Origin of the sequence: uncultured Mailhella sp., assembly GCF_947631555.1 — a bacterium.
Lineage (GTDB): Bacteria > Desulfobacterota > Desulfovibrionia > Desulfovibrionales > Desulfovibrionaceae > Mailhella.
This window is the reverse complement of the sequence record NZ_CANRLT010000045.1, coordinates 1-19,890: the sequence shown is the minus strand read 5'-3', so window position 1 is coordinate 19,890 and position 19,890 is coordinate 1. Positions and strand designations below refer to the sequence as shown.

20 protein-coding genes and 1 tRNA gene are annotated in these 19,890 nt (G+C 56.3%); 12 read left to right on the top strand and 9 right to left on the bottom strand.

All coding sequences use genetic code 11. From position 1 onward, the window contains the following. Positions 1-152: 152 nt before the first annotated feature. A complete protein-coding gene (locus Q0Z94_RS07460; protein WP_298068387.1) occupies positions 153-1,253 on the top strand; it encodes an AI-2E family transporter in 1,101 nt (366 codons plus the stop codon). Next, positions 1,243-1,533 carry a hypothetical protein gene (locus tag Q0Z94_RS07455; protein WP_298068388.1) on the top strand — a complete coding sequence of 97 codons (291 nt, stop codon included), beginning with the start codon at positions 1,243-1,245 and terminating at the stop codon, positions 1,531-1,533. Before Q0Z94_RS07460 ends, Q0Z94_RS07455 begins: the two co-directional genes overlap by 11 nt. Positions 1,534-1,550: 17 nt before the next feature. On the opposite strand, the gene Q0Z94_RS07450 is transcribed toward Q0Z94_RS07455, so the two are convergent. The 3 genes from Q0Z94_RS07450 to dnaE are packed head-to-tail and all read right to left on the bottom strand — an operon-like array spanning position 1,551 to position 6,086. Next, the gene (locus Q0Z94_RS07450; RefSeq protein ID WP_298068386.1) at positions 1,551-2,135 is read right to left on the bottom strand and encodes a hypothetical protein; all 585 of its coding nucleotides are present in this window, start codon (positions 2,133-2,135) and stop codon (positions 1,551-1,553) included. A 4-nt stretch (positions 2,136-2,139) separates the two neighbouring features. Then, the gene (gene queD, locus Q0Z94_RS07445) at positions 2,140-2,529 is read right to left on the bottom strand and encodes a 6-carboxytetrahydropterin synthase QueD (protein WP_298068385.1); all 390 of its coding nucleotides are present in this window, start codon (positions 2,527-2,529) and stop codon (positions 2,140-2,142) included. A gap of 23 nt (positions 2,530-2,552) precedes the next feature. Next, entirely contained in the window at positions 2,553-6,086 is a 3,534-nt protein-coding gene (gene dnaE / locus Q0Z94_RS07440; RefSeq protein ID WP_298068384.1) for a DNA polymerase III subunit alpha, read from the bottom strand. Between the two features lie 316 nt (positions 6,087-6,402). Here dnaE and Q0Z94_RS07435 point away from each other — a divergent pair, with 316 nt between their 5' ends. From Q0Z94_RS07435 to Q0Z94_RS07400, 8 genes are all read left to right on the top strand, one after another. Next, on the top strand, positions 6,403-6,645 hold the full coding sequence (locus Q0Z94_RS07435; protein WP_298068383.1) for a hypothetical protein: 243 nt from the start codon (positions 6,403-6,405) through the stop codon (positions 6,643-6,645). Further along, a complete protein-coding gene (locus Q0Z94_RS07430) occupies positions 6,632-7,468 on the top strand; it encodes an HD domain-containing protein (protein WP_298068382.1) in 837 nt (278 codons plus the stop codon). The genes Q0Z94_RS07435 and Q0Z94_RS07430 overlap by 14 nt, the downstream gene beginning before the upstream one ends. Continuing rightward, positions 7,468-8,304, top strand: a complete 837-nt coding sequence (locus Q0Z94_RS07425; protein ID WP_298068381.1) for a TIGR00282 family metallophosphoesterase — start codon at positions 7,468-7,470, stop codon at positions 8,302-8,304. Before Q0Z94_RS07430 ends, Q0Z94_RS07425 begins: the two co-directional genes overlap by 1 nt. Before the next feature lie 82 nt (positions 8,305-8,386). Then, on the top strand, positions 8,387-9,145 hold the full coding sequence (gene tpiA, locus Q0Z94_RS07420; RefSeq protein ID WP_298068380.1) for a triose-phosphate isomerase: 759 nt from the start codon (positions 8,387-8,389) through the stop codon (positions 9,143-9,145). 12 nt (positions 9,146-9,157) lie between these two features. After that, positions 9,158-9,583: a preprotein translocase subunit SecG gene (secG, locus tag Q0Z94_RS07415; protein ID WP_298068379.1), complete on the top strand. Its 426-nt coding sequence runs from the start codon at positions 9,158-9,160 to the stop codon at positions 9,581-9,583. 302 nt (positions 9,584-9,885) lie between these two features. Next, positions 9,886-9,961: transfer RNA gene (locus Q0Z94_RS07410), tRNA-Lys, on the top strand. Between the two features lie 85 nt (positions 9,962-10,046). Beyond that, positions 10,047-11,681, top strand: coding sequence for a sulfatase-like hydrolase/transferase (locus Q0Z94_RS07405; RefSeq protein ID WP_298068378.1), 1,635 nt, complete (start codon positions 10,047-10,049; stop codon positions 11,679-11,681). Positions 11,682-11,776: 95 nt separating this feature from the next. Continuing rightward, positions 11,777-12,193, top strand: a complete 417-nt coding sequence (locus Q0Z94_RS07400; RefSeq protein WP_298068377.1) for a (deoxy)nucleoside triphosphate pyrophosphohydrolase — start codon at positions 11,777-11,779, stop codon at positions 12,191-12,193. 15 nt (positions 12,194-12,208) lie between these two features. Here Q0Z94_RS07400 and Q0Z94_RS07395 read toward each other — a convergent pair whose 3' ends face one another. The 3 genes from Q0Z94_RS07395 to Q0Z94_RS07385 all read right to left on the bottom strand — a co-directional run bounded on the left by Q0Z94_RS07395 (position 12,209) and on the right by Q0Z94_RS07385 (position 15,395). Beyond that, on the bottom strand, positions 12,209-12,784 hold the full coding sequence (locus Q0Z94_RS07395) for a nitroreductase family protein (RefSeq protein WP_298068376.1): 576 nt from the start codon (positions 12,782-12,784) through the stop codon (positions 12,209-12,211). Positions 12,785-12,871: 87 nt separating this feature from the next. Beyond that, complete coding sequence (locus Q0Z94_RS07390) at positions 12,872-13,372, bottom strand: periplasmic heavy metal sensor (protein WP_298068375.1); 501 nt, start codon at positions 13,370-13,372, stop codon at positions 12,872-12,874. A 145-nt stretch (positions 13,373-13,517) separates the two neighbouring features. Then, a complete protein-coding gene (locus Q0Z94_RS07385; protein ID WP_298068374.1) occupies positions 13,518-15,395 on the bottom strand; it encodes an LTA synthase family protein in 1,878 nt (625 codons plus the stop codon). A 244-nt stretch (positions 15,396-15,639) separates the two neighbouring features. Between Q0Z94_RS07385 and Q0Z94_RS07380 the strand changes: the two genes are divergently transcribed. Further along, complete coding sequence (locus Q0Z94_RS07380; protein ID WP_298068373.1) at positions 15,640-16,332, top strand: response regulator transcription factor; 693 nt, start codon at positions 15,640-15,642, stop codon at positions 16,330-16,332. A gap of 3 nt (positions 16,333-16,335) precedes the next feature. Beyond that, positions 16,336-17,433: an ATP-binding protein gene (locus Q0Z94_RS07375; protein WP_298068372.1), complete on the top strand. Its 1,098-nt coding sequence runs from the start codon at positions 16,336-16,338 to the stop codon at positions 17,431-17,433. On the opposite strand, the gene Q0Z94_RS07370 is transcribed toward Q0Z94_RS07375, so the two are convergent. Genes Q0Z94_RS07370 through Q0Z94_RS07360 form a run of 3 tightly spaced genes read right to left on the bottom strand, consistent with a single transcriptional unit; the run spans position 17,414 to position 19,567 of the window. After that, positions 17,414-17,734, bottom strand: a complete 321-nt coding sequence (locus tag Q0Z94_RS07370) for an AzlD domain-containing protein (RefSeq protein ID WP_298068371.1) — start codon at positions 17,732-17,734, stop codon at positions 17,414-17,416. The genes Q0Z94_RS07375 and Q0Z94_RS07370 overlap by 20 nt on opposite strands. Beyond that, on the bottom strand, positions 17,727-18,446 hold the full coding sequence (locus tag Q0Z94_RS07365; RefSeq protein WP_298068370.1) for an AzlC family ABC transporter permease: 720 nt from the start codon (positions 18,444-18,446) through the stop codon (positions 17,727-17,729). Before Q0Z94_RS07365 ends, Q0Z94_RS07370 begins: the two co-directional genes overlap by 8 nt. Before the next feature lie 59 nt (positions 18,447-18,505). Continuing rightward, positions 18,506-19,567 carry a sigma 54-interacting transcriptional regulator gene (locus Q0Z94_RS07360; RefSeq protein ID WP_298068369.1) on the bottom strand — a complete coding sequence of 354 codons (1,062 nt, stop codon included), beginning with the start codon at positions 19,565-19,567 and terminating at the stop codon, positions 18,506-18,508. Positions 19,568-19,890 lie beyond the last annotated feature (323 nt).

Below are 19,890 nucleotides of genomic sequence, written 5' to 3'. Positions count from 1 at the left end.
TGCATCTCGGTACCCTCCGTTTTTTTTTGAAGGATAGCATAATCTCAAACATTTGTCATTATAAAAGTCAGTGTCTCGACAGTCCACACATCTGGACATTCCCATCCTTACCCGCTATGAATAAAGGCGATGCTCATGAATACGGAGGTTTCATGGCGCGACTTCTGGCCATCATAGCCATAGGTATTTGGGGGATCCTGCTTTCTCCCCATCTCACGTCGGGCTTCGTTGCTGCGGTTGCCGCGGCGCTGACGCTTCCCGTATACCGCTGGCTCCGGGTGCGCATGGGCAAGTTGCGTGCCATAGGCTGCTTTCTTACAGGATTGTCTTTTTGCGTGGCTGCCCCGATTACCATCGCGGTGAGCATGGTCGTGCCTCAGACTATGGAAGGCGCAAGACGGCTGAGCGTCTGGTGGCAGTCCGGCCATCCCATTCCGCCCGTGCTTTCGATGTACCTGCACAAAGCCTATGAACTTTTCATTGAGTATGTTCCCAACGCCGCGGAATATCTCGAAAAAGTGGAGCATGAGTTCGATACGGTGGTCAATGCCGTGTTCAGAACCATTTTGTCGAGCGGGTTGAATCTGGCTGGTGACACGATGGGAGCGGTCTGGGCACTGGTGCTCTTTCTGATATTCACAACGCTTTTTGTGGTCTATGCTCCGGCTGTACGGCGCGCCGTTCTGCTGGTACTGCCCGGGCACGACGGCATGGTAGATCGCTTTTCGCTGGTATTCCGCAACGCGAGCCGGGCGGTGTTCATCGGGCTGGTCTTCGTACCAGTCATTCAGGGGACGCTCACGGGCATCGGTCTGCGGCTTCTCGATGTGCCTGACCCAGCCTTCTGGGGACTGCTGGCCATCTTTGTCGCAGTTATCCCCATGGCCGGGACAGCGCTTATCTGGGTTCCCGCGGCCATTTACCTCGGAGCCACCCGTTCCCTGACCGACGCGTTCCTCATGCTGGCCTGGGGCTGCCTCATCGTGTCCAGCGCAGATAATCTGCTCCGCCCCTATTTCCTGAAGACGGGCATACAGGCTTCCATGATCGTACTTCTGCTGTCCATCATATGCAGCCTTGCTGTGTTCGGAGCTGTGGGACTCATTGCCGGCCCCGTTCTGGTCGCACTTGCGGTTCAGGCGATTCAGGAAAGCAAGCTCCTGTATCAGTCGCGAAGCGCCGGATATGGCGAAAACACACAGGTGTCTGCGGAGACGCCGGAAACGGAGACGAGCCATGGCCATACTCAATAAGCGCTACATTGAGGAACTTGAGGAATATCTGAACTCCGGGAACCTTGAAGAGGATTTCAAGTGGTCCGTAGAGGAGCGCCGCGGAGAGATTCTGGAATTTCTCGAAAAACTCATGGATCTCGGAGAGCTGGCGGACGCAACGGCAACGCGCATCATTTTTAAAGGGCAGCTTGGCGCACTTGTGGGTATGCCGGCCGGCGAAGGAAGCAAGGGAGCCGTAGAACAGTCGGAAAATCCAGCCCCGGAACAGGGGGCCTGCATGGAGCTTCCGCAAAAATAGCCTTACCTGTCGCCGTGTTAAGGGTGGGAGCAAGCATCAAGATCACCGTTCTCCCGTTTCGAGAGGGCACGGAGCAGAACGCACTGTATTCCTCCGGCAAACAACGTTCTCCGGCGTACAGGAGCAAGGTCTTTCGCCGCATAGATTGCCCCTTCCAGACCTCCTTGCTGCAGAAAGCCGCGCCGGACAGGAACAAACGGCCTGATGAGTCCACGCAGCACAAGGTTGCCGGGAAGCTCCAGATTGCGTTCCGGCAACTTGATGTCGGCAAGAAAGATGTATTCCGCCGTTGCTGTCATGATGGAGAGGAGTGCTTGAGCGTCAGAGGGAACGAGCCGGCTTATGGCGAACAGCGCGACCGCCAGCCGATGTCTGCGTTCCAATGACGGACTGTCGCAGGGAATGACAGGACGGGGACGGTCGTTGTGAAGACCATCGTTGGGAAGCGTGGCTGCGTTGCCCGCAAGGATGGGGCATCCGGCAAGAGGGCGCGGCGGGACGGGTCCGAAGTCAATAAGTTCACGCGCCTGCGCAAGATGTGCAGCCGTGGCCAGCTCCGGGCTTACGCACCGGCTCAGAAGGAACGCCGCGGCCTTCCGCACTGCCTTAATTTCCTTCCATATAGGTGGCGGACTGCCGGGCTGTCTCGCCAACGGTCATGCTGTACATACGCACCGGCATATCTTTCAAGCGCTGCTTAAGCTTTTGATAAAGATAGCGAGCCAGATTTTCCGATGACGGGTTGACCGTGTCGAATGGGGAAAGTTCGTTGAGGTTCTGGTGGTCAAGCAGGGCAAGCTCACCGCGCAGTTCCTTCTTGAGCAGGGCGAAGTCCACGACAAGTTCCGTGTCCGGGGTGAGAGTTCTGCCTTCGACAATCATTTCCACGGCGTAATTGTGTCCGTGCAGTGTCTCGCATTTGCCCTGGTAATGGCGCAAAGCGTGGGCAGCGGCGAATTCCTCGCGTATGGTGAGACGCCAGAGGGAAGCAGGCATGGTTTTTCCTTTGCGTGTCGCGGTCAGGACGGGGTTACGGCACTATGAGCTTTGGCCCACGCTTCCATATCCTTGTTGAGAAGTGGGCCGGGTTGGACCTTCCAACGGGGGCCAAGCTCCATGATGCAGATATGGCCGTTGAGTGTGAACTGTATCAGGACACTGGACGGCCCCTTGTACTTATCCAGAATGGCCTTGAATTCCTCAATGTCAGCTTCGTGTGTGCATTCCACGGGGTAGGGGATGATGACGGACTGACTGCTGTCCATGCAGGCGTCCATCAGCGGCCGGGCGGAGTCGCAGCGCAGCTTTATTTCTTTGGCATTGGTCTCCTCGTCGCCATCGTCGTCAGTCTCCGGAGCGTTATCGCTGTCGATGGTGGCGGTAAGCTCGATAAGCGGGCGTTCAGCATGGAGGATCTCCTTGATGCTGCCGTAGGTTTTGGGGAAGATGGTCACTTCCGCATGTCCCGTCAGATCTTCCACCTGAACGAAGGCCATTCGTTCGCCCCGCTTGGTGACGAGTTCCTTGACGGATGTCACCAGCACACCGGTCTTTATCTGACCAGAACGTCTTTCCCCAACCTCTTCCAGCGGCATCAGTCCAAGGCGCAGCATATCCCTGCGGAAAGGCTGAAGGGGGTGACTTGTAAGATAGAAACCGAGAGCGTCTTTCTCAAACGCCAGTTTCTGATCGTCGTCCCATTCCTGGATATCCTGTTCCTCGCAGGGGAAGCCTATGCCTGGCACTGGGGCAGACTGTGCCGCGGGAGCAAGTGAGAACAGGGATATCTGGGCGGAAGTTTTTTCTTTCTGTTTTTTTTGTGCACGGTTGACCACGTTGTCCAGACTGGCCAGCATCCCGGCGCGGCTGACGCCGAAGCAGTCGCATGCTCCGCCCTTGATAAGGCTTTCAATGACGCGCTTGCTGACCTTGCGGAGATTAACGCGGCAGCACAGATCGAGGAGGGAAGCGTAGGGGCCGTCGGCTTCACGGGCACGGACTATCTCATTGATGGCTTCGTCTCCCACATTCTTGACTCCGCCGAGGCCGTAGACAATGACCTCTCCCTTGGGGGTGAATGAACGCAGACTGACCTGCACATCGGGGGGCAGAACTTTGATGTTCATATCGCCGCATGCAGCAATATACTTGAGGATTTTGTCCTGATTCCCGATTTCCGAAGTGAGCAGTGCCGCCATGTATTCGACTTTAAAGTAATACTTCAGATATGCGGTTTCGTAAGTGATGTAGGCGTAGGCGGCGGAGTGGGCCTTGTTGAAGCCGTATTCCGCGAATTTTTCCATGAGGTCGAAGATTTCGCCGGCGACTTTTTCAGGGACGTTGCGCTCCGAGGCTCCCTTCATGAAGATGCTGCGCTGCTTGGCCATTTCTTCGGGTTTTTTCTTGCCCATGGCGCGCCTGAGCAGATCCGCGCCTCCAAGTGTGTATTGCGCCGTGATCTGAGCGATCTGCATGACCTGTTCCTGATAGACGATGACTCCGTAGGTGTCCTTCAGGCAGGATTCCAGTTCTGGAAGCGGGTAGGTGACTTTGATCTCTCCGTGTTTTCTTTTGATGAATTCAACGACCATACCCGTACGAAGAGGGCCGGGGCGGTAGAGCGCCAGCATAGCGACAAGGTCTTCAAAGCCGGAAGGCTTGAGCATACGCAGGTAGTTCCGCATACCGGAGCTTTCGAGCTGGAACACGCCATCGGTATCGCCGCGGGAGAGCAGTTCGTAGATACCGGGATCGTCCGTGGCCAGATTTTCCATGTCCGGAGCCTGTTTTCCCTGAAGCTGGATGTTCTTCACGGCGTTGGAAATCACGGTCATGGTGCGCAGGCCCAGGAAGTCGAATTTCACCAGGCCCACCTTTTCCACGAACTTCATGTCGAACTCGGCAATCTGCTCCCCTTTGCGGCCTGCAAACAGCGGAAGATATTCCTCCATAGGTTTGTCGGAAACCACAACGCCGGCGGCATGGGTGGAGGCGTGGCGGGTGAGTCCTTCCAGACGCCGGGACACATCGATGAGCTTGCGGACCTGCGGATCGTTCTTGTATTCCTCTGCCAGTTCCGGAACGGTCTCCAGAGCTTTTTGCAGCGTCATTTTGGTGTCCGCGGGAATCATCTTGGCGATGCGCGTGGTTTCATTGAACGGGATACCCATGGCGCGGCCCACGTCCTTGACCACGGCCTTGGCCTTCATCTTGCCGAAGGCCGCGATCTGCGAAACCTTGTCCTTCCCGTATTTGCGGGTGACGTAATCGAGTACCTCAAGGCGTCTGTCTTCGCAGAAATCCACGTCGATATCAGGCATGCTGACCCGTTCGATGTTGAGGAAGCGTTCAAAAAAGAGGTGGTTGGGCAAAGGATCGATGGAAGTGATGCGCAGAGCCCAGGCAACGACGGAACCGGCGGCGGAACCGCGGCCCGGCCCGACGGGAATATCGTTGTTCTTGGCCCAGTTGATGTAGTCCTGCACAATGAGAAAATATCCTGGAAAGCCCATGTCGCAGATGACCTTCAGCTCCATTTCCAGGCGATCCCAGTACGCCTGATGGTCGATGCTGTCCCTGTGGGGATGGACGGCCAGGCGCTTTTTGAGACCTTCACGGGCCATGCGGCAGAACTCGCTTTCAAGAGTCATGCCTTCGGGAAGCTCGTAGATGGGGAAATGGTACGGCGGAGCGTGAAGCTGCATTTCCAGACCGCTGCACTGGTCGGCGATCTTCATGGTATTCTGCAGGGCTTCTTCGGGTATGCCGTCCAAACCGGCGCGCATCTCTTCTTCCGATTTGTAATAAAGATCCTTGGCATCGAAGCGCAGACGTTTGGCGTCATCAACCTTGGCCTGCGTCTGAATGCAGAGCAGGAGATCATGGGCTTCCACGTCCTCTGCGTTCAGATAGTGACAGTCGTTGGTCGCCACCAGCGGAAGCTTTGTGGCTTCGGCCAGTTCCAGAAGTTTTCGATTGACCGGCCCCTGTTCTGGCAGGCTGTTGGCCTGAACTTCAAGATAGAAACGGTCAGGGAACAGAGACGCGTATTCCCGTGCGGACTGGATGGCGTCATCGAAGGTGCCGCCACCGGTGATGAGCTTGTTGGTCCCCATGAGGGTGCGGGGAATTTCGCCGGCAATGCAGGCGGAAAGGGCGATAAGGCCGTCTGTGTGGCCGACGAGCATTTTTTTATCTACGCGGGGCTTGTAATGGAAGCCGTCGAGCCAGCTTCGGCTCACGAGGTGCATCAGGTTGCGGTAGCCTTCATTGTTCTTGGCGAGCAGGATGAGGTGGTGGCGTACACGGGCGAATTCCGTCGTCTTGTCGGTGTGGTCACGGGTGACGTAGACTTCGCAGCCGATGATGGGCTGAACTTCGGCTTCCTTACAGGCGGTGTAGAAATACGCTGCCCCGAAAAGATTGCCGTGATCAGTAATGGCCGTGGCGGGCATACCCAGTGCGTGGGCTTTTTTCGCCGCCTCGCCGACGCGGATGGCTCCGTCGAGCAGACTGAATTCTGTATGACAGTGGAGATGCACAAAGTCGGACATGATCGCTCCGATATTCCCTTCCCATCGCTGTTGGTGATACGCGGCTGGTGCTGTCCGGTAAAGACAGGCTGCCGCGGGGCATACCTTTCTATGATTATCGTCTAAACCGACACGCGTCAATGGAAGCGCCGCGCTGAGGCGTTTGCGGATTCAGGGACGGCTGACAGGATAACCTGCTGGAATTACAAAATTATTAAAAGAACGGGGCTTGCAAGTCCAGGGCAGGCAGGGAACGGCAGACTGTGCTGGGAACCCATGCTTGCGTCCCTGCCTTTCCTGGGCTAGCATACCTCAGTTTTTACAGGAGAACTCGCGCGTGTCGGAAGTCATGGAACGCTTTTTCTCGGGACAGCTTGGCGGATTGACCGTCATGGTCTTGACGGCGGCTGTCATCGTGCTTTTCCTGCGCGTTCTTTATGGGCCAGGCGGGTTGCTTCGGGATCCCCGCTGGGATGCCGGACATCGCCGCATCCGGCAGAACTTAGAAAGGCGCGAGGAGCGTATCAGAGCCGCTCAGGAAGGATGGGAAGCCGCCGGAGACAGTGATGAGCAGCGTTGATTTGAGCGAACACAGGAAAAATTTCCTCCGCTATACGGAACGATTCAACGAGATTCCGGAGGCCGCGCCCCTGCGTCTCAAGGTCGAGCACACCTTCCGGGTACTGGAACATGCCTGCCGCATTGTGGAACATCTGCCGCAGGAAGTCTCCGTTCCTCGCGAAATCCTGCAGGATGAAGAAGCAGGAAGGGCGGCTGTTCTGGCGGCTCTTTACCACGACTGCGGGCGCTTTCCGCAGTTCAGCCGCTATCGCACATTTCTGGATGCGCGCTCGGTCAATCACGCCGTGCTGAGCTTCAAGGTCATGCGGGACGAAGACTTTCTCCGTCAGGAAAGCCGCCGCGTTCGGGCGCTGGCCCAGTGCGCGGTACTTCTGCATAATCGGCACATCCTACCTCCGCTTCTGGAACGAGACGCCCGTTTTGCCGTGGACGTGGTGCGGGATGCCGATAAACTGGACATATTCCGCATCATGGCCGGCTATCTCACGCAGGCGCTTCCGGAAAAAGACGCCGTATTGCTCCATGTGAAGGACGAGCCTGACCGCTGGAGCAAAGAAATAGAAGCGGCCGTGCTCACAGGACGCGTACCCGGTTACGCAGAGCTGCGTTTTGTCAACGATTTCAGACTGCTGCTGGGAACCTGGATGGGAGAGCTGCGCTTTGAGGTTACGCGCAGGGCGTTGGCGGAAAGCGGTCTCATGGAGATCGTGCTTGAACCGCTGAACAAACTCCCCGGTCTGCATACGGCCACAAAGCTTCTGTACCGTCAGCTTGAGGCCTGCCGCTCTCCCCGTGCCGGATCCACCGGCGGAGGACAGTAATGCGCATCCTGTTTCTGGGAGACGTCGTCGGCAAGGCGGGGCGTTCTGCCGTCCGGCAGTTTCTGCCAAAGCTTCGCAAGGAACTCGCGCCCGATGCGGTTCTCGCCAACGCCGAAAATGCGGCTGGGGGGCTGGGACTGACCTGCGCCACGGCGGACGAACTTCTGAGCGCAGGTGCAGATATTCTGACTTCGGGCAACCATATCTGGAAGCACAGAGAGATTTTTTCCCGGCTGGAAAAAGACCGCAGGATCCTGCGCCCGGCCAACTATCCCGAAGGCGCGCCCGGCCGGGGCTGCAGCGTGTTCACACTGAAAGACGGAAGGCGTCTGGCCGTGCTCAACCTCCTGGGGCTTACCTTTATGGAGCCTCTGGCCTGTCCTTTCCATATGGCCGATGCCTTGGTGAAGGAACTGGACGGTGCTTCATCGGACATGGCTGGCAGATCGGAAGGAGAACGGGAGTGCGTCCGGGTGCGTCTTGTCGATTTTCATGCCGAGGCCACGGCTGAGAAAAAAGCATTGGGCTGGCTTCTCGACGGCAGGGTGAGTGCCGTTCTCGGCACGCATACGCATGTGCAGACCGCGGACGCACAGCTTCTTCCCAAGGGGACGGCCTACCTGACCGATCTCGGCATGTGCGGAGTGGAACAGTCGTCCCTTGGCATGGATTTCGACGTTGCTCTGGAACGTTTCATGACCCGTATGCCTACGGGATTCAAAACCGCCGCGGGAGAACTTTCCCTCAACGGAGCCTTTCTGGATATCGATGATGAAACCGGAAGGGCGCGGAGCATACGCCTGATTCGGGAAAACTGTCCTTCCGCACAGCACTGACGGCGTTTCACCCAGGGGAAGGACTTGTTTTTTTTCATGAGAAAGGTACAATGAAGCATTCCATCATTGAGGAGCGCATCGCATGAAAAAGATCATGGCTGCCAACTGGAAAATGTACAAAACCGGGCCGGAAGCGGCCGCAACTGTCGGCGAACTGGCGAAACTTCTGGGAGGCAGAGCTCCCGATGGGCGTGAGATCGTCGTATTTGCACCGGCTACGGCGCTGGAGCGTACGGCTGAAGCGATCAAAGCTGTTGCCGGGGCGGAAGCCGGCGCTGAAAATATGTATCCTGCCGAAGAGGGGGCCTTTACGGGTGAGATCTCCCCTCTGATGATCAAGGCCTGCGGAGCGCGCTGGGTGCTTACCGGTCATTCCGAACGCCGTCATATCCTTGGGGAAAGCGATGCCTTTGTGGGGCAGAAGACCGCTTTTGCACTCGCACAGGGGCTGCGTGTCATGCTCTGCGTTGGCGAGACGCTGGAAGAGCGCGAGGCAGGAGGCCTTCAGGAGGTGCTGGAACGCCAGCTTCGAGAGGGACTGAAGGAGATTCCGGCAGACACGGCTCCCGAAAATCTTGCGGTTGCCTATGAGCCTGTCTGGGCCATAGGTACGGGAAAGACCGCCGGACCTGAAGATATTCTTGAAGCCCACTCCCTCTGCCGTTCCCTGCTCGGCGCGCTGCTGGGAGAAAAGGCTGCTCAGACCGCCATTCTCTACGGTGGAAGCGTCAAGCCGGCCAACGCAGGAAGTATCCTTGCACTTGACAACGTGGATGGAGTGCTGGTAGGAGGAGCTTCCTTGAAGGCTGAAAGTTTTCTTCAGATCATCAATGCCCATTAAGGAGCACTTATTGTGCAGACAGCTATTCTGACTCTCCATGTTATCGTGTGCATCATCCTTGTCGTCCTTGTCCTGCTTCAGGCCGGGCGGGAAGGCATGGGTGTGATCTTTGGCGGCGGCGGTAATACTTCCGTGTTCGGCAGCGCCGGCGCCGGCGGGATACTTGTCAAGCTGACCACCTTTCTGGCGGTGATTTTCATCTGCACGTCTCTGGCCTACAATATTTTGACCAGCTCCGGCAGCAAGACCAATCAATCCGTGCTGGATGTTCAGTTTGAAGAAGTTCCGGCCGCGCCTGCTCAGCCGGCCGAGTCTTCCGCAGCAGAACCTGCGCCTGCCGCTGACGCTGCAAAGTCTTCGGCCCCTGCCGCACAGACGGCTCCTGAAGCGGCTCAGCCCGCAGCACCCGCTCCCGAGGCTTCGCCTTCCGCCAACTGATTCTTGTAACTGGCCAACCTTGCACCCCGTTCTTTCGTGGAACGGGGTGCTTTTCTGTGTTAATTATCCTTCACGGGTAAGTCATTGTCATCCGGGATTGGGGAGAGAAGCGGGACAAGAGTTTTGGTTGCCGCCGCTGTTTTCAAATATGCCACTGGCCGAGCTTCAGAATTTGACCATCGTCTGCGCTCACGGGACTGCGCCTGTCGGACGCTTCTTTCCGTGCCCATACTGCGCGCCGGCAGGAAAAACGCTTGACGGCACGCGCGCTTTTCCGTATAAACATCCTGCGTTGAATGCATGGGTCACTAGCTCAATTGGTAGAGCAGTTGACTCTTAATCAATTGGTTCGGAGTTCGAGTCTCCGGTGACCCACCACAAGAAAATTTGAGGCTGTTTCCGCGGCCTCTTTTTTTGTTAACGGCGGCGCTCCTCAGCTCTGCACGATTTCGGATGGTTGGATATGGGCGTTTCACAGACTTTCCCATGGCGTTATCTGCGCTCTCTTGCAGGCTTTTTTCTGCTTTGCTTCACTGTGGCCTTTCTGGTGATGGCCAAGCGCGAATTTGATGAAGTCACGGTAAATCAGATTTTGTTCCACATGCAGCTCATGCGGGACAACATCGTCACCATGCCGGGCGATTTCATCCATGTGTTTTTCTGGCATGTGAAAAATGCTGCCGTTTTCGCCTGCGCTCTGGCCTTTCTTCGTGAAAGGCCGCTTCCCGCTGCGGGACGGGACAGAGCGTCCGCAGCACTCTGCGCCTGTTTTGCGGTTCTGGCGTTCCTCGTGCCCGGCAGCTTTATTGATCCGGTTTTCGTCTGGGTGCGGGCAGCGCTCGTTTTTGCCCTTGCCCTGGCAGCACTTGCGTTTCTGGGCGTGTGGAAGGGCGTCTGGTGTTTTCTGCAAAACCTGCTTCGCCGCGTGACCAGCGGGATATGTCTGGCCCTGATATGGCTGGGCATTCTGATCTACGGATTTTACTACATCAACTTTTTGACGTTTTTTCAGGAACAGGCCGTGTTCGGTGATTTTTACACCGAAGGGGACTATGTGGATCCGAAGAGCGTAACCGTCACGGGAAGCGGCGACAAGAACCTCATCATTGTCTATTGTGAGAGCATTGAGGAGACTTTCGGGCGTGAAGAGGTCATGGGAGAGGATCTGCTCGCCCCGCTCCGGTCCTCCATTGAAAACCCGGACCTTAGCATCGACCAGATGCCGGGCGCAGATTTCACCATTGGCGGCATTGTGGCTTCACAGTGCGGTATTCCGCTGAAGTCCATATCAATCCTCAGCGGAAATCTGACGGGGTGGGCGCTCGAACGCTTCATGCCCGGAGCCGTCTGTTTGGGGGATTACCTGCACGACGCCGGCTATCACAATGTGTACTACAACGGTTCCAGCGGCGTTTTCTCCGGCCTGGACAAGTTTTTCCACAGTCACGGCTATCAGGAGTTCATGGGCAAGGAAGACTGGCTGGAAAAGCGCCATGCAGACCCGGCTTCCCTGAACATCTGGGCGCTTTACGACAGCGAAATCATCAACCTCAGCATAGAACGCATCGACGAATTGATGGCAGAGGGCAAGAAATTCAGCTTTGCCTTGTCCACCATGGACACCCACGAACCAGGCTTCCTGTCGCCGCCGTGCGTTGAAGCGGGGTTCTCCAATGACTGGCCGGGCTATGTGAAGTGCTCCATGTCTCAGGTCGAACGCCTGCTGCGGCATATCCATGACAAGGGCTGGGACGACCGCTTCGTCATTCTCGTCATGGGTGATCACCTGAGCCGTATGCCCAGGCTGGGGGATCTGGAACTCAAGAACGTCGAGGGGCGCTATGTCCTCTGTTCCCTGCACCGGGACGGTTCGCTGCGGCCCATGCGCTCAATCATCACGCATTTCGATCTCTTTCCTTCGCTGCTGGCGGCGATGGGATTCAAGATAGAAGGCGACCGCTTGGGATTCGGCTATAACGTCTTTTCCAGAGAGATTGCGCCTGACGCGGACAGCCGCTCCCGCCTGAAGAAGCGCGTACTCAGCCACAGCAAGACCTATGAACGCCTGTGGCTGCCGGAATATTTCGGCAAGGAATGACCATTGGGCACGGAGAGCTGCCTTTCAAGCATGGCCTGAGTATGCGGTTGCGCATGAATGACTTGAAGGCGCTGAACGTCAGCCACGGGGGGGATATGGAAAAAGTAGTCAAGGAAGTGATGGCCGCCGCTTTTATCGAGCGGAATACTATACTCATCATGCGCCGTGCGCCCTTCATGAGCTGCGCGGGGAGCTGGGAATTTCCCGGTGGCAAGCTGGAAGCCGGGGAAACTCATGAGGACTGCCTTGCCCGCGAACTGCGTGAGGAACTCGGCATTGAGGCCGAAATCGGAGAGTTCCTCACGGAGAACCGCCATGAGTATGATTTCGGCACTGTCCACCTCTGCGTTTACCGCGTCCTGTCCTGGCGGGGAGAGATACGCCTCACCGTCCATGACGGCATGCGCTGGGTTCCGATAGCGGAACTTGCGGAGTTTTCCGGCCTGCTCCCGGCGGACATACCCGTTGCCAGAGACTTGGCGGCCATGCTGGAGCACTGCAAGCTGAGCTGAGCGGCGAGGGTGGAGTTAGCGGCGGATGATGAGTATGTCTTCCAGCTTGCGCTTGGGCACGCAGTGCACGTCATCGCCGTCACGGTAGTACACAAGGCTGCCGTCCGGGCGAGGTTCGGCCAGACGCCGTTTTTCATCAGCGCGGCCCAGAGCAATGCCCAGATAGACCGTCAGCCCTTCTGGGACATTGAGAAGCGCTGCGACTTCCTTCTTGTTGAGGGCGCCGATCATGCAGGAATCCACGCCAGCCTCAGCCGCCGCGAGGTGGATGGACTGTGCGGCGATGCCGGTATCCATCATGATGAAGTCCGAGGTCTTTTCCGGACCCAGAATGACGATGAAGCCTCTGGGATGCTGATGGAACTTGGCGCGCTGTTCGGGCGTGAGAGCACCGCCAAGCACCACAAGGCTGTTCATCCGCTCACAGGCCGCAGGATCGCTCACAATGGCGAAGCGCAGAACCTGATCGTTGCGGGCGGAAGGAGAGACGCGGGCGCAGTCCACGAGGGACGCGAGAAATTCCGGGGACAGGTAGTCGCCGGTGAAACGGCGGCAGGTGCGAGCCTGAACAAGAAGATCATGAATATTCACAGCACTGCTCCTTGAAATTAAAACATACCTCTTCATCCAGTATAGGACGAAGAGGTATGGACGGCAAGTTATAACAGGACGGCGGGCTTACCAGCAGCCCCCATGTGCTGGGCAGTGTCCGTGAGGACGCCCCCAGCAGTCGTGACGGGGACCATCCGGCCCGCAAAAGCCGGGATGCGGGCGCGGGCCGGGCCGTTCATGCCCTTTGCCCACGGGGCAGGGAATGCCCGACTGGTCCATCTTTTCCCGGAAGGCTTCTTTCTGAACATCGATCTGCTTTTCCAGCGCGATGATGTCCCTGATGATCTGGCGCAGTTCTTCAGGCTTGGTGTTGGGATTGGGCGAGAGCGCCTTGAGTTCCATCTTTTTTTCTCTGAGCTGTTCCCGCAGCGGAGAAACGGCTTCGCGGTACTCTTTCGCCAGACTCCGAGCCTGGGCGATCTGCTCTTCGCTCAGGGGAGGGAGAGGAGGGCGCACGGCTTTTCCATCACGGGGCGGAGCATCGTGGGGAACGGCGTACGCGGCCATGGGTACGGCTGCAGCGAGGGACAGGGCCATAAGGGAAATTCCAAGCAGAGTTTTTTTCATGGAGCGCTCCTTTGTGTGGATGCGTTTGTGGATGGTTCTGTCATACCGGAAAGCCTGGATACTGTCACGTTGCAAAGTCTTTCAGACATTAACAGCCTGAAACAATGCCGGCGGAGGGTTAGCCGTACCTTGTCCTTGATCCGATTCATTCCCGAAGCGCACCGCTTGTGAAGAGGTCGTGCGCTTTCTGGTAGGAAGACAGTGCGTCAAGAAGTGCGGCCTTTTTCCTTTCTGCGGGGAGCTGCCCGGACTCTCGGCCCGTGGCGCTGTTCCAGCCCTGTACGACAGGTTCCCTGAGCGGAGCAAGCTCAGTCATGCTGTCCGTGGTCAGGTAGCCGAGAAGCTGATAGGTTCCTATCCAGGCGCGGCCTTCCTCCCGTGGCATATCAAGGATGCTGCGGCCAAAGAACCTGGAACGATAGCTCCAGCCCATGAGGTCAAAGAGCGTGGGCGCCACATCGATTTGGCTGCACAGAGTATCTATGGAACCGGGCGTGACGTTTCCTGGACTGTAAAAGATGCAGGGAATGAGATAGCGGGATGGCGGCAGATCCGTCCTTCCCGCAGCGCCGGAAGTATGGTCGCCGGTGATGACGAAGAGCGTCTTTTTGAACCAGCTTCGTCGCGAGGCTTTTTTCAGGAATTCGCCGATGGCGTAATCGGTATACTGCACGGCGCCCTTTCTGCCTGTGCCGGAAGCTATGCTCACCTTGTCTGGAGGATAGGTGAATGGCCTGTGGTTGGAGGTGGTCAGAACAAATTGATAAAAGGGCCTGTTTTCCTTGAAACAGGCATCGGCCTCCCTCAGCGAGACGTTGAACAGGTCTTCATCGGACACACCCCACGCCGTGGAGAAAGTGATCTCATCGCGGGAGAAGCTGCTTCTGTCCACAATGCGAAAGCCGTTGCCAGCGAAAAATGTATTCATGTTGTCAAAATAGCCGTATCCACCGTAGATAAAGGCCGTGTCGTAGGAATGCCCGCGGAAAACCGTACCGATGGAAAACAGCCCCTCACAGCCGGGACGCCGCACTATGGATGCTCCGGGAGTAGGCGGCAGACTGAGCGTCAGCGCCTCGATGCCCCGAACGGTGCGTGTGCCAGTGGCACGCAGATTGGAAAGGAAGAGACTCTGCGGAATGATTTGGCTGAGGTTGGGGGTATCCGGGCCGAGGAGATTGCTGCCCAGACTTTCCACCACAATCTGAATGACATTCCAGTCTTTCCGGGGGCGAGCACTTGAAACAAAGCGCCGCCACTCTTCGGGCGCCGGGGACAGAAAACTGACGTTTTTCGCATTGAGCAGTGCATGGACATGCCGTCCGGCAGTGACCTCATCGATGACAGGGTAGAACTGCCGGTAGTCGAGCTGATTATGACGCCAGGCGGAAAAGAGAGACCAGACGCCGTTTGACGCCAGTTCCCGGGGGATGGGGGAAGACGGTGTGACGGGGCTGTAGAAAAACGCCAAGAGTCCGCCCAGAAGGAGAACGGCGATGCATTTCCAGTTTCGTTCGGTCACGGGCTTGGCGCTATGGAGTGTTTTCAGGGAAAACAGTGTGACGACCGTACTGCATATGAACAAACAGGCAAGAATCGGGAGGACAGGATAGGATTCGCAGATATTGCGGAGGACTTCCGTGGTGTAGATAAGGTAATCAACGGCGATGAAATTGAAACGGCTGTGAAATTCCTCCCAGAACAGGTATTCCGCGACCGCAGTGAAAAGCATGAGCGAAGCATACAGCCAGAAGACGAGGACGACCGGCATGCGGCGGATCCAGAAGGCGCAGGGCAGCAGACAGATCGGAATGAGAGGCAGGGCAAGGAAGAAAAAGGTGAAGAAATCGTTAAGAGTTCCCCATGCATAGACGCTTAGAACGGTCATCCAGCCTTCCGCCGAGCCGGGAAGTTCCCAACACGCCATGCCAAAGAGTACGCTCCGTGTAAGAGTGTTCATCACCATCCAGAGGGTCAGAAGAAGAAACACGCAGGCGGTACGGCGATTTTTCAGAAAAAACATGAAGGCTCCTTTTTAGAACAGAACGAATACAGTATTTATAAAAAAAAGAGTATGTTGTGTTGAAAGTGGGAGTAACAAAGAGTAACGTTGATCAATCTGCAGCAGATATGAGATGGAATTTTGTGAAAACAATGCAGTTTTTGCTGTATTATCTGTAAATGTAACAAAGAGTAACAGTTTTTTGGCACTCTCTGAAACCTGTGCTATGGAAGATAAAAAACTTCCTTCGCTTCGAGGAACGGCGATGACTCATATCCTCATTATCGACGATGACAGGGATCTCTGTCTGTTGCTCAGGGATTATTTTCTGCCGGAACACATAGCCTGCGCTTTCGCGCATGATGGAAAAACAGGATTGTCGGCTCTGAGGGAGGAACGTCCTGATTTGGTCATTCTGGATGTCATGCTGCCGGAACTGGATGGTTTTGACGTGCTTCATTCCATCCGTGCTGACGTTCAGACGCGGGATGTTCCCGTCATCATGCTCAGTGCGAAGGGGGAAGACGAGGACAAGGTACAGGGACTGGATCTGGGAGCGGATGACTACATGCCCAAACCCTTCAATCCGCGGGAACTCCTTTCGCGAATTCGCGGCGTCCTGCGCCGCTGTCAGTCTCCGCTTCTGAAAAGAATCGCTGACCTCGAGATTGATGAAGGCGCCATGAAGGTCATGCGTGGCGGACAGGCGATACCGCTCAGCGGGCAGGAGTTCCGGGCGCTCAAGGCCCTGCTTTCCTCACCAGGGCAGGTTATCTCACGCGACAGGCTCAGCTATCTCGTTCTTGGTCATGATATTCTGCCCATGACCCGCAGCCTCGATATGCAGATCAGCAGACTGCGGCGCAAGCTCGGTCCTAATGCCGATGGTTCGGAGCGCATCCGCAGTGTCAGAGGAGAGGGGTACATGTATCTGCTCCCTGGCAGAAGAGAGGAGTAAGCCATGATGGAACGGCTGAAAGACGGGTGGAATTCGCTGTCTCTGTTCAACAAGGTTTTTCTGGTGACGGTCTCCTTTGCCGGAGCCTTTGCCGTGCTGGGGGAATGGGCGGAAAACTGGGGAGCTGCTCTGGTTCTTGGGAGCGAAGATGAGCTTTCCGATGTTCAGGAAGTTTTGCTCTGGGCCTTCTGTACGCTTGTGGTGACGGCTGTACAGTGTCTGCTGCTCACGCGCATACTGCTGAACATCATCAACCGTTTTGTTTCCGCCATACGGCATCTTTCGGAAGGTGCGCTGGGAACCCGGATAGATCGGGAAATTGCCGGCCGAGGCGACGAATTCGGTTTCATGGCGCGGGCGTTCAACGACATGGCGCGCAGTCTGGAGGAAAACCAGTGCAGAGAACGAGCGCTTCTGGCCGCCGTTTCGCATGAACTTCGTTCTCCGCTGACCAGACTTTCCGTTGTGGCGGAGCTTTTACGCCGAGAACAGGTGTCTTCCCGAAGCATTGAACATCTGGAGCTGGAGACGGAGCGCATGAACGCCCTTATCGGCAGTATTCTTGAATATTCCCGCTGTGAAATGAGTACTCCTTCCTTCGCGCCTCTGGACATGCCGGCACTTATCCGCGATGTGGCCGACGATGTGCGTTTTGAAGGGAGTGTACGGGGCTGCGGGGTATCGCTGAACATTCCCGATTCACTCACCATGCGGGGCAACCGTGTACAGCTCCGTCACGCACTGGAAAACGTGATGCGCAATGCCTTGAACTATTCCCCCGAATGCGGAGATATCGCTGTAACAGGGAAGAAAAAGGGTGATTTTTTCGAGATCGTCGTAGCAGACAGGGGGCCTGGGGTTCCGGAAGAGGCACTTCACCAGCTGTTTCGGCCTTTTTTCCGTGTAGAGACTTCACGAGAAAGGAGCAGGGGGGGAAGCGGCATGGGGCTGGCCATAGCTGAAAGCATCGTGCGCGGGCACCACGGGAGAATTTGGGCTGAGAATCGGCAGGGCGGTGGGCTTGCCGTCACCCTGGAGCTGCCGTTCGACCCTGCGTCCTGCCCGAAAGCGCCAGAGGACATCAGAACCAATGCTGGATGAGTGCCATGTAAACGACGGTTCCGCCGGAAATGCCCACGGCCATGTTCCGTTTCCATTGCTGTAGCCCCAGCGTCACCAGTGAGGCCAGAATTTCCGGGATTCCGCTGCTGCCCTCGATCAGTGTCCCGGACTTGAAACAGTACACTACCAGCATCCCCCAGATGGCCGAAGGCAGGACGGAGCCGAGATAGCGGATAACGGAGGGCGTTCCGCGGCGAAAGAGCAGAAAGGGCGTCCAGCGTGTACACTGGGTTGCCAGCGTAGCCAGTGCCACCATGATGAACATCTGAAATTCAGTCATGAGGCAGCTCCGTTCCGGTATCGAGCACCGTTCGGAAAGCGAGGAGCAGTGCGACGATGGAGAGCATGGAGGCAAGAAGGAAGTACTGAGGGCCGAAAAGCATGAGGCAGACAAAGGTGACGGCGAGACCGCCGATGGAACTGATATGCCGGTCTTCCTGCTGCCAGCTTGCGGCGAAGATGGACAGAAAAAGGGCAGGAAGCACGAATTCCACACCTCGGGTATCGAAAGGCAGGTTTTTACCGAGACAGGCTCCGATAGTCGTGGCAAGAACCCAGTACATCTCGTTGAACAGGGTCACAAAGAAGTAGTACCAGCGTTGTTCAACTCCTTCGGGGACATGGCCTGTTCCCAGTATGGAGAAGGTCTCGTCGATGAGCGCGTAGATGAGGAAGGGGCGCATCCGGCCTGTCGTGCGGTATCGGTCGAGCATGGTGATGCCGTAGAACAGATGGCGGGCGTTGACCACCAGAGACACGACGAAGGCTGTGAGCGGCGCGAACGTTCCGACAAGCATACTGGCCATGATGAATTCCAGCGATCCGGCCAGGATGGTCATGGCCATGAGGATGGGGACGTAAGGCTCGAATCCCAGAGTGCGCATGTAAAGCCCGTAGGAAAAGCCGCAGAAGCCGAAACCGATCATGATGGGCAGGGTGGCGCGCAGCGCGGCCCTGGCGGCGGGAAGAAGGGAAGGAGAGGGACTTGACATCAGTATCCTCAGAATTGTTTGCGGGCGGGCTGGAAAAGGAAAACACCAGGAAAGGGCACTCAGGCGCAGGGATGGCGGAACGTCTTGTAGCTGATGCCGTATTTTTTCATGCGCAGGGCCATCATGCGTTCCGTCAGGCCGAGGGCGTCAGCGGCCTTGCCCAAGTGTCCTTGAAAATGGGTGAGTGCCTCCACGATGTAGGCATGTTCCATTTCGTCCAGACGTTCCTGAAGGGAGAGCATGGCGGGCCGGGAGATGTTCCCGGAGCGGTTTCCGTTGGGGCAGTTTGCGCTGTGGAGCATGGGCGGCAGGTGCAGAGGCAGGATCAGCCCTTCCTGATTCACGAGGAGCACGGCACGTTCGATGACGTTTTCCAGTTCACGCACGTTGCCCGGCCAGGGATAGCGCTGAAGCATTTCCATGGCCGACAGGGAGAGCCTTACGCCTTTCTTTTCGTTCGCCTCGCTGTACCGCTGTATGAAACAGGCCGCCAGCGGGAGAATATCTTCCTGGCGTTCGCGCAGGGGCGGAAGCTGAATGGGGAAGACGTTGAGCCGGTAATAGAGATCGCTGCGGAAGGAGCCTTCCTGAACCATGTGTTCCAGATTGCGGTTGGTGGCAGCGATGAGCCGCACATCTACCTGAACGCTCTCCATGCCGCCGAGCCGTTCAAAGCTGCGTTCCTGAATGACGCGCAGAAGCTTGGCCTGCATGGTGAGGCTGAGTTCTCCCACTTCATCAAGGAAGAGCGTACCCGAGTCGGCCAGCTCAAAGCGGCCGCGGCGTATGCCCGTTGCTCCCGTAAAAGCTCCGCGTTCGTGCCCGAACAGCTCGCTTTCCACAAGCGTATCGGGAAGAGCCGCACAGTTCAGAGAGATGAACGGATGTTCCTTGCGTCCGCTCGCCTTGTGGATGGCATGAGCCACAAGTTCCTTGCCGGTGCCGCTTTCTCCCAGCAGAAGCACTGTTGCCGAGGAGGGCGCAGCCTGAAGAATGCGGGTGAATACAAGCCTCATGCTTTCGGAACTGCCTGTGATGCCTTCGCACCTTACGAGCTCATCTGTCGGTCGATATATATTATAGGAGGTTGAGGCTATTGATAAAGTTGAGCTTATTGGCATAAAACCGCTCTGTGACATATCAATGTTTTCTTCATCCACAATGCAATCATTATACGCATTCGCTCGACAAGATAAGGGAATCATAAGAAGAACGAATATAATAATCGTAGTTACTATATTCTTCATAATATATCACCTCTTAACTATGTATAATTTACCCTATGAAATTTTAATCTTTACAGTAATAAATTTTTAAAATTCAATCAGTCAGTCGGCGTCTCGCAGAAAAAACAATTACTATATAAATATTCTATCATAAACAAAAGAATATTTCAACAAAATTGCGCAAACGGTCGTTTTCGAAGCACAAAAGGTAAAAATTT

What these genes read in the sequence shown, in the direction of transcription:
- Q0Z94_RS07400 (WP_298068377.1), top strand. Translation starts at nt 11,777, where the DNA reads ATGGAAAAAGTAGTCAAGGAAGTGATGGCCGCCGCTTTTATCGAGCGG.
- Q0Z94_RS07360 (WP_298068369.1), bottom strand. Translation starts at nt 19,567, where the DNA reads ATGCCAATAAGCTCAACTTTATCAATAGCCTCAACCTCCTATAATATA.
- Q0Z94_RS07390 (WP_298068375.1), bottom strand. Translation starts at nt 13,372, where the DNA reads ATGAAAAAAACTCTGCTTGGAATTTCCCTTATGGCCCTGTCCCTCGCT.
- Q0Z94_RS07370 (WP_298068371.1), bottom strand. Translation starts at nt 17,734, where the DNA reads ATGACTGAATTTCAGATGTTCATCATGGTGGCACTGGCTACGCTGGCA.
- Q0Z94_RS07365 (WP_298068370.1), bottom strand. Translation starts at nt 18,446, where the DNA reads ATGTCAAGTCCCTCTCCTTCCCTTCTTCCCGCCGCCAGGGCCGCGCTG.
- tpiA (WP_298068380.1), top strand. Translation starts at nt 8,387, where the DNA reads ATGAAAAAGATCATGGCTGCCAACTGGAAAATGTACAAAACCGGGCCG.
- Q0Z94_RS07430 (WP_298068382.1), top strand. Translation starts at nt 6,632, where the DNA reads ATGAGCAGCGTTGATTTGAGCGAACACAGGAAAAATTTCCTCCGCTAT.
- Q0Z94_RS07425 (WP_298068381.1), top strand. Translation starts at nt 7,468, where the DNA reads ATGCGCATCCTGTTTCTGGGAGACGTCGTCGGCAAGGCGGGGCGTTCT.
- Q0Z94_RS07375 (WP_298068372.1), top strand. Translation starts at nt 16,336, where the DNA reads ATGATGGAACGGCTGAAAGACGGGTGGAATTCGCTGTCTCTGTTCAAC.
- Q0Z94_RS07405 (WP_298068378.1), top strand. Translation starts at nt 10,047, where the DNA reads ATGGGCGTTTCACAGACTTTCCCATGGCGTTATCTGCGCTCTCTTGCA.
- Q0Z94_RS07385 (WP_298068374.1), bottom strand. Translation starts at nt 15,395, where the DNA reads ATGTTTTTTCTGAAAAATCGCCGTACCGCCTGCGTGTTTCTTCTTCTG.
- dnaE (WP_298068384.1), bottom strand. Translation starts at nt 6,086, where the DNA reads ATGTCCGACTTTGTGCATCTCCACTGTCATACAGAATTCAGTCTGCTC.
- queD (WP_298068385.1), bottom strand. Translation starts at nt 2,529, where the DNA reads ATGCCTGCTTCCCTCTGGCGTCTCACCATACGCGAGGAATTCGCCGCT.
- Q0Z94_RS07460 (WP_298068387.1), top strand. Translation starts at nt 153, where the DNA reads ATGGCGCGACTTCTGGCCATCATAGCCATAGGTATTTGGGGGATCCTG.
- Q0Z94_RS07380 (WP_298068373.1), top strand. Translation starts at nt 15,640, where the DNA reads ATGACTCATATCCTCATTATCGACGATGACAGGGATCTCTGTCTGTTG.